General features: G+C 54.0%; 5 protein-coding genes. 1 reads left to right on the top strand and 4 read right to left on the bottom strand.

The genetic code is table 11. From position 1 onward, the window contains the following. Positions 1-746 (bottom strand): Gfo/Idh/MocA family protein (locus RMSM_RS13580; protein WP_040766416.1); only part of this gene is annotated, 746 nt, incomplete at its 3' end. Between the two features lie 202 nt (positions 747-948). Here RMSM_RS13580 and RMSM_RS13575 point away from each other — a divergent pair. Further along, a complete protein-coding gene (locus RMSM_RS13575; protein ID WP_008696837.1) occupies positions 949-4,728 on the top strand; it encodes a glycoside hydrolase family 2 TIM barrel-domain containing protein in 3,780 nt (1,259 codons plus the stop codon). A gap of 148 nt (positions 4,729-4,876) precedes the next feature. Here the strand turns inward: RMSM_RS13575 and RMSM_RS13570 are convergent, their stop codons facing one another. From RMSM_RS13570 to RMSM_RS40925, 3 genes are all read right to left on the bottom strand, one after another. Next, positions 4,877-5,227, bottom strand: coding sequence for a DUF2185 domain-containing protein (locus tag RMSM_RS13570; RefSeq protein ID WP_008696835.1), 351 nt, complete (start codon positions 5,225-5,227; stop codon positions 4,877-4,879). Positions 5,228-5,408: 181 nt separating this feature from the next. Next, complete coding sequence (locus RMSM_RS13565) at positions 5,409-6,434, bottom strand: methyltransferase (protein WP_008696833.1); 1,026 nt, start codon at positions 6,432-6,434, stop codon at positions 5,409-5,411. Between the two features lie 132 nt (positions 6,435-6,566). Next, positions 6,567-7,992: hypothetical protein (locus tag RMSM_RS40925; RefSeq protein WP_040766414.1), on the bottom strand; the 1,426-nt coding region annotated here is incomplete at its 5' end.

Below are 7,992 nucleotides of genomic sequence, written 5' to 3'. Positions count from 1 at the left end.
GTTTCAAACTTGGACAAACCGGTGTCATAGCGGGCGACAATGATACTGTGTTCGTCCACCTCCAAGCCCTTGGGTTGGTCCACGACACAGCTGACTTCGATCGGGCGACGGCCGTTCATGAACCACGTCCCCAGCGTCGTCCCATAGCCGGCGTAATCGAGCAGTGATCCGCCCCCTTGGTTCCGCTTGTAAAACCAGCTGTTAGGCTTTTCACGCTCGACGTCACTTGCGGTACGTTCGACCTTGTCGGCGGCATGCCACAGCGGCCCACGATTGCCGCCATAGTGATGCACTTCGAGAATCTCGCCGATCACGCCTTCGTCGACCAATCGCTTGGCGGTGCGATGCGATGGCATCCAAGTCAACGGCCAATTGATCGCCAATCGGCTTCCCGCGGCCTGCGTTGCCGCGATCATCCGGTCGGCTTCGGCCAGCGATCCAGCGAACGGTTTTTCGACCATGATGTCGCAACCAAACGGAGCAACTTTTTCGACCCAATCGCCATGGTGCGACGCCGCGGGGCACAGGATCACCAAATCGGGCTTGGTTTGTTCGAGACACGCCACATGATCGGTGAAAATCTGCTCCTGCGGAACATCGAATGACTTGGCAGCGGCCGTCATTCGCGCAGGATCATGGTCGCACAGTCCAACGATTTCGGCATCGGGGTGTTCGTGCACCTGACGCAACAAATCTCCCATATGAAAATGATCAAAATTGATACCCGCGATTCTAAATCGAGCCATGTCGGTAAACACTATTCAGCAAGGAAGGATGGAAAAAACACGTCATCGGCAATGACGAACGATTGTAGCGTTTTGCAGTACCGTTGATGTGCGAGTCCGGCGCAATTCCGTTAGACTGATTCGACTCCCAAACACCATGCAGAGTCCAATCCCACGACGATCTGCGGCTTGTCCTGTCTATCAAAACAAGAGTGAGTCCAAGATGCCTTCTGAATCGCTAGTCAACCGAGGGAATCCGCTGCGATCCCCCCGTCGCGTTCGCTCGATCATTTTCGCCGCCTCTGCGATTTGTCTTTGCGTTTGCAATACGCGAGCGATCGCAGAACCCCACGATTGGGAAAACGAACAGGTGGTTTCGCAGAACAAGCAACCGCCGCGAGCGACATCGCTGCCGTTTCCGGATCGTGCCAGTGCGATTCAAGCGACCCCGGAAGCAACGCCTTTTTTCCAAAGTCTCAATGGAATTTGGAAATTCAACTGGGTGAAACAACCAAGCGAACGTCCCGTTGACTTTTATCGTCCCGATTTTGACGTCCGCAACTGGGACGATCTAGCAGTCCCAAGCAATTGGCAAATGCATGGTTATGGTGTTCCGCTTTACAGCAACATCCCCTATCCGTTTAAAAAGGATCCACCTCGCGTGATGGGCGAGCCGCCCAAACACTTTACCAATTTTGATCAACGCAATCCGGTGGGTTCGTACCGCCGACAGTTTGCGATCCCAAACGAGTGGAAGGAACGCCAAACATTCTTGCAATTTAACGGAGTCGACTCGGCGTTTTACGTGTGGATCAATGGTGAAAAGGTGGGCTACAGCCAAGACAGCCGTACTCCTGCCTTGTTCAACATCTCGTCATATCTGAAGCCCGGTGACAACACATTGGCGGTAGAGGTTTATCGCTACAGCGACGGCAGCTATCTAGAAGATCAAGACTTTTGGCGGCTCAGCGGCATCTTTCGTGACGTGTTCCTGTGGTCCGCGGCTCCGCTACATGTGCGTGACTTTTTTGTGCATACCGATTTGGACTCGGATTATAGAGATGCAAAATTGTCAGTGGATATCGAGATTGCAAATGCAGACGACGTTCAGCAGAGCTTTACGGTCGAAGCCGAACTGATCGATGATCAGAATCAAACGGTCTTTCGTGATGTAATCACGACTGGTAACGCTCCTGCGAATCGTTCGACGAATCGAACTTTAACGAAGGAAGTCGTCGCACCAAAGCTTTGGTCCGCAGAGAAGCCGGACCTTTACCGGTTGCTGTTAACATTACAGGATGATCAGGGCAACGTGATCGAAGTGACCACCGCACGCGTCGGTTTTCGCAAAGTCGAGATCCGACGAGGACTGCTACATATCAATGGCAAATATGTCTACTTAAAAGGAGTCAATCGCCACGAACATGACCCCGACACCGGGCACTCTGTTTCGGTCGCCTCGATGATCGAAGACATCAAGCTGATGAAGCAATTCAACATCAACGCGGTTCGCACCAGCCATTATCCGAATGACCCGCAGTGGTACGATTTGTGTGACCAATACGGATTGTATATGGTCGATGAAGCGAACATTGAATCGCACGGAATGGGGTACGGCGGTGAATCGCTAGCGAAGGATCCGGCTTGGGGCAAAGCCCATATGGACCGCACCGTACGGATGGTCGAACGCGACAAGAACCATCCGTCGGTCATCATTTGGTCGCTGGGCAACGAAGCCGGAAACGGCGTGAATTTCATGGCCGATTACGACTGGATCAAACAACGAGATCCGTCGCGTCCGGTCCAATACGAACGCGCAGGTTACGATGACCGCAACACCGACATTCGTTGCCCAATGTATGCCACCATCGACGAAATCGTAAACTACGCGTCAAAAAATCCTGACCGTCCCCTGATCTTGTGCGAGTACGCTCACGCGATGGGCAACAGCGTCGGCAATTTCCAAGATTACTGGGACGCAATCGAATCCTATGATCACTTGCAGGGCGGTTTCATCTGGGATTGGGTCGACCAAGGACTTCGCAAACCGATCCCCACCACGCGGGTCGTCCACGATCAACAAAACCCCAACCAGTCCGCGAAAGTTCTGGGTGACGTCGATGCCGAAAAGGGAGTCACCGGAGCGGTCGTGGTCGATCGATCTGCCGCCTTGCAGTTGACCGAAACCTTGACACTCGAAGCGGTATTCGATGGCAATCACGCTTCGGAATTTTGTCCGCTGATCTCCAAGGGGGACCACCAATACCTGCTGCGGCTTGATGGCCGAGGGATCCACTTTACGCTGTACACCGATGCGTGGAAAGGACTGCACGTTTCTTACGCAGACGCCAACCTCAACCGAGGTCAAAATCGCGTGACCGCGACCTACGACGGCAAGCACCAGCGACTGTACGTCAATGGAAAACAAGTGGGTGAGAAGGAGTTGCAGGGCAAGATCAACCCGAGCGTGTTCGACGTCAACATTGGTCGCAATTCGGAAGTCATCAAGCGAGTTGCGTCGTTACCGATCCGCAGAGTACGAATCTATGATCGCGCGCTGTCAGCCAAAGAAGTCGCCTCGGTAGCGTCGCGGAGCAGCGAAGGACTTGTCTTGGCGTTTGATCTTACGAAGACGAGCGAGCAGCAGCGACCGGCCGGCAGCCCCGATACGTTCTTTGCCTACGGAGGTGATTTTGGGGACCAGCCCAACGATGGCAATTTTTGCATGAATGGACTCGTCCAACCGGACCGCCGCCTGAATCCCCATATCAGGGAAGTCAAAAAGGTTCACCAAAACATCAAGGTGACGGCAGTCGATCTGGCGAGCGGCAAGTTCGAGGTCGAAAACAAGTTTCTATTTACCAATCTGAACGAGTTCGTTGCCAACTGGGTGATCCGCCGTGATGGCGAGTCCATTCGGTCGGGAACGCTCAAGCGATTGAATATCGAGCCACTCACAAGCCAACAAATCACGCTGCCGTTGGAAGGATTGGACGACCAACCAGGAGAAACTCTGTTGACCATTTCATTTGAATTGCCCACCGCACTTCCCTGGGCGGATGCCGGACACCGGATTGCATGGGACCAATTCGAGCTCGCCGAATGGACACCAAACGGGGCCACCGAAACACCCAACGAAGGAAGCGTCGTGGTTGCGGAAACCGAAACCGAGGTGCAAGTCACGGCGGGCAAAACCGTGGCCACATTTAACGCAAGCACCGGAGAATTGGCTTCGATCCAAGCAGATGGACACTCTCTGATTTTGGGGCCTTTTGTACCCCAATTTTGGAAAGCGCCAAATGACAACCAATATCGCAATCAATACCTAAACCGGCTGGGCGACTGGCGGAATGCGGCCGACAAACGAACGCTCAGCAATATGACGGTGGAGCAACAAAAGAACCATGTCGAAATCACCACCGAATCCAAGCTGCCCATCGGCGATGCTCGATTGACGCTGCGATATTCGATCTTTCCCAGCGGCAACATCCACGTTGTTTCGGACTACGATCCCGGAAACGTGAAACGGCCTCTGATTCCTCGCTTTGGTATGCAAGTCAAAGTACCCCAAGCGATGGATCAAGTGCGTTGGTACGGCCGTGGTCCGCACGAGACATATTGGGACCGCAAAACCGGAGGTGAGATCGCGGTGTATGAGTCGAGCGTCGACGCGATGGTGCATCCGTATTGCCGGACTCAGGACGTAGGCAACCGAACCGATACACGCTGGATCACCGTCGTTGACAAAGCGGGACGAGGATTGAAGTTTACAGGTACGGCCCCCTTGAGCGTGAGCGCGTGGCCGTTCACGATCGAGGATGTGGAAAGTGCGTCACATCCCTACCAATTGCCGCGTCGAGATTTCAATCTGCTCAGCATCGACGCCAAGCTACACGGGGTGGGCGGTGACAATTCGTGGGGAGCACGGACGCACGCCCAATACACAATCCCGGGTGACGAACCACTGCATTACGAGTTCACGATCTCGCCCATCACGCCATAGCACGAAGTACGAAACGCAATACGTAGGCCGGATCAAGTCGCCCCAAGCGACGCCGACCCGGCGGGAGCGAACGTGATGGTGAAATCGTTTCCACCGTCATGCCGGATCTTCGCTCCGCTGTGATCGGGCCTACGAGCCTACACGACGATCAATCTTCGTCTTCTTCGTCGTCTGGCGCGGGAACAAACGCACCGCTCTCTTCGTCCCGCTCGAATGCCGAGCCTTCGGGTGCATCCAACAGCGGGATGATGTCGGGATCAAAGTTAGCGATTTCGTTGACGTCGTAGATGCCGGTATTGTTGGCGTCATCTAAATATTTCTGTGTCTCAATTCCCGCTAAAAATCGCCAACCGCTGTCCTCTTCGAAATCGGCTTCCTCGCGGTACATGTACCCCACTGGATTTCCATCAACGGTGATAGCATCCGTGGCAAAGCAACCTCCAAAACCCTCGGCAAGCGGTTGGATTTCGGCAGCAGAGAGAGCAAACTTTTTTTTCACGGCAGCAGCTTATGGGAAAATGTGAGCGATGATGCGGGCACTCGGCTCCACTGCACAGGCGGCAAGATTGCAGGGACAGCCCAATTGCACAGGATAATGCAATTCCACTTTTAATTATAGCGCACGACCGCCACGGTCCAAATCGATGTTAGTTGGCCACACCAGCGACATACCACTCCGCCTACTTGTAGGCCACCGCCGCACTGGACGGCCCCGCCAAGTGGATCACCTCGAAGCGTTGAAAACCGACTTGCTCGCACCATGTGCGAAAATCGGCTCCCGAATAATCAAATGCATCACCGAATTCGATCAACATGTTCAACGACATGAGTAAACCATGCACGTTTTCTCGCCGCGCATCATCAATCAACGCTTCGATGGCGATCAATGCACCGCCCGGCGGCAACGCCTCGTAAGCTGCGCGGATCAAGTGCATTTTCTTGTCGAGATTCCAGTCATGCAGAATCATGCCCATCGTAATCACATCCGCATGCGGCAACTCCCCTTCAAAAAAATCACCCTCCGCCGTATCAATCCGTTCGCTCAATCCCGACGCTGCAATGTACTTTTGAGCAATCGGTCGGACTGCGGGCAAATCAAAACTGGTGCATTGTAGGTGAGCATGTTTTTTCGCGACCTCGATACACAACAACCCGCTCGCCCCACCGACGTCGCAAAGTGTTTGGTAGTTCGAGAAATCAAACTTATCCGCTAACGCTTCAAAATTGATCCGCGACAATCCCGTCATCGCTCCGATAAACTGTTCCAATCGCGGCAGGTCCGAATAGAGTTCTTCGAACATCCCCTTTTGACCATGCTTGATTTCATTCTGCGGTTTTCCCGTCCGCAACGCTTCGGGAAGATCGTTCCAAAATTTGAACAACCGCGCATTCAGCATGACAAGTATGCCACCGATGTAACGCGGACTCGCTTGGTCCAGGAACAGCCGTCCCTCGGCGGTATTGAAATACGTGGACGACGGCCCGTCACCATCGCGACCAAGAAATTTCATCGCCACCAACGCGTCAAAAAAATCGGCAATGCCGCGAGGGTGTAGCCCCAATTCGGCGCCAAGCTCGGCGCCGGTGACATGACGATCCCCAAGCTTGGTGAACAGTTCGAACTCGACCGCCGTCAGCAGGACTTTGGAGTGCCAAAACCCAAACGCGGTCTGCAGAATTGCGGAGGGATCAAGGTTCGTACTCATTGTCAAAAGCGATCCCCAAGTGTTTGTTTCCACCGACACGAGGATGCTCGGTGACATCCGCGTTTCGCAGGAAACGAGATTTTCCGTAGCGATGGTGCCGAAGTAGTCCCACGATCGCCACTCGATCACAGCCTAAGAGGACGACGATTCGTCGGCCGACTCAGGCTCCGCTTCCGCATCGACTTCCTCCGTCGCCGGTACTTCCTCGACCTCTGCCGGCTCTTCTTCGGCCGGCTCTTCTTCGGCTGGCTTATCTTCAGCTGGCTCTTCTTCGGTCGGCTCTTCTTCGGCCGCCGCTTCCTCTTCCTTCATCTCCTCGGTCGGCTGCTGTGATTCGTCCTCCTCAGCCTTGCTTTCCGCTTCGCTCTCTTTCGTTTCTTTCGCCGCCTTTTCCTTTTCTTCGGCGGCTTTCATTTCTTCGGCGGCCTTACGCTCTCGCTCACGCTCTTCGGCTTCCAATTCCTTCTTGCGTTGTTCAGCCTTTTCTTTCTGGGTAACGCGAATGTCCTCGTAGACTTCGGAGCTGACTTCGCGTCCACCGGCCATCATTTCAACAAACGCATTGAGCGGGAAGTCTTCGGGCAGTTCTTCGCTATCGATGGCAATCGAATAACGGCGAACCGACTGCATCAAATCTTCGGCCGAATCATCGATCGTCAAAATCGGATAATCGTCGAATATTTCAGCCCAGATCGCGAACGCTTGCTCATACAAGTCGATTGCCTTGTCCAGCTCGGCGGCTTCGTTGGCCTTTTCGGCTTCATAGATTAAGCGACGTGCGGTGACGGTTCGCTCTTCTTGCTCAGCCAACGACAACGTGTCCCAGTAGGGATAATTGATCTGTTTGCGGTAACCATCGGTCTTGTTTCGACGTTGCTCGAGATCGGCGATTTCACCCGCTAATTCGATCGCTTGCAGTCGCACTTTGGGGTCGGCCCGTTTCGCCAGTTCCATGAAATCCGCGTGCTCGTTCACTCCCGACGCCGCGTCGCCGACCGTCTTCTTGAACTCTTCGATCCGCAGTGCCTTCAGCCGAACGAGTTCATCCAACTGTCCCAATTTGATTGTAAATGGCGAAGTCGTAGGCACACTTCGCTCACCAAAACGACGCCAACCTTCGGATGCCAGCTGCCATGCATTCTGGGCACGGTCATCCAAAACACCTTCTTCTTCAATCGATTCGGCGTGTTTGATTCGCCATTTCGGACCGGTTTCAAAGAAGTTCAGCGGGGTTTGACGACGAATCTTGACGCCCGAATCGACGATGTCATAACCGTGCATCAACCACAATCGTCCGACCAACCAATTGTCGGGTTTAAAGTAAGGCCCACGCGCCTCGGGGCTGTCGACGGCGATCCCTTGCTGCATCAATGATTCATGCAGTACCTCGTCTTCGGAGAACAGTTTTCGGAACTGAGTCTTCTCGTCGGACATCCCCATCTTGTTGCCATAGAACCATCCGGTGTACCAGACCAAACGGGGTGCATTGCGGTTCTGGCGAACTCCCTTGGACAAGAATTCGGTCCCTTCACGCACCATTTCGTAGCGTTGACGATAA

Origin of the sequence: Rhodopirellula maiorica SM1 (assembly GCF_000346295.1) — a bacterium.
GTDB classification, from domain to species: Bacteria; Planctomycetota; Planctomycetia; order Pirellulales; family Pirellulaceae; genus Novipirellula; species Novipirellula maiorica.
This window is presented reverse-complemented; position numbering and strand designations above follow the sequence as displayed.